The 717-nt window shown below is 74.6% G+C and carries 1 protein-coding gene; it reads right to left on the reverse strand.

Going from position 1 to position 717, the window contains the following annotated elements:
• On the reverse strand, window positions 1-717 hold a 717-nt coding region (locus ABEA07_RS16435), incomplete at both ends, for an SdrD B-like domain-containing protein (RefSeq protein ID WP_345539167.1).

Below are 717 nucleotides of genomic sequence, written 5' to 3' on the forward strand. Positions count from 1 at the left end.
GTCCTGGATCAGTTCGAGCTCGTGCGGCCCGGCGGCCACCTGCGCGAAGCTGTAGAAGCCTTGCGCGTCGGTGCGCGCGACATAGCGGCGGTCCAGCACCACGGTCACGCCGGGCACGCCGCCTTCGCTGGCCTCGCGGCGGCCGTTGCTGTCCTGGTCGAAGAACACATGGCCCTCGAGCCGGCCCGCGCCGCTGCCCGGGGCGCCGCCGATGGGCGCGCTGGCCAGGCCGGCGCGGCTCTCGTAGCGCAGCGCCAGCATGAAGCTGCGGCTGGAGGAGGTGAACAGCTGCGGCGCCAGCGTGGCGGCGGTGAGCGCGGACACCACCGCGGGGTTGAGCGCCTCCTGCCCGCGCGCGGCGCTGTACTGCGCGATGACGGACCAGCCCAGCCCCAGCGGCCAGCTCAGGCGCGCGTTGGCGTTGAGAAAGCGCGCGTCGCCCTCGCCTGTGCTGCGGCTGCCGCGCAGGCTCAGGTCCAGGCGCGCGCCCCCCGGCAGCGGCGTGGTGCCCAGCACGCCCCACAGCCACGTGCGCCTGGACAGGCCCTGCTCGCGCGCGTCCTCCAGCGCCAGCGAGGTCGACAGCGTCTGCGTCTCGCCCACGCTCCAGGCGTGGTCGATGCCGGTGCGCAGCACGCGCGTGTCGATGCCGTGGGCGGCGTCGGTGCGCCACTGGGTGTAGCCCCAGTCGGACTTGTGCTCCCAGGTGAACTGGGC

The sequence above is a fragment of the Variovorax defluvii genome (assembly GCF_039541515.1).
GTDB classification, from domain to species: domain Bacteria; phylum Pseudomonadota; class Gammaproteobacteria; order Burkholderiales; family Burkholderiaceae_C; genus Variovorax; species Variovorax defluvii.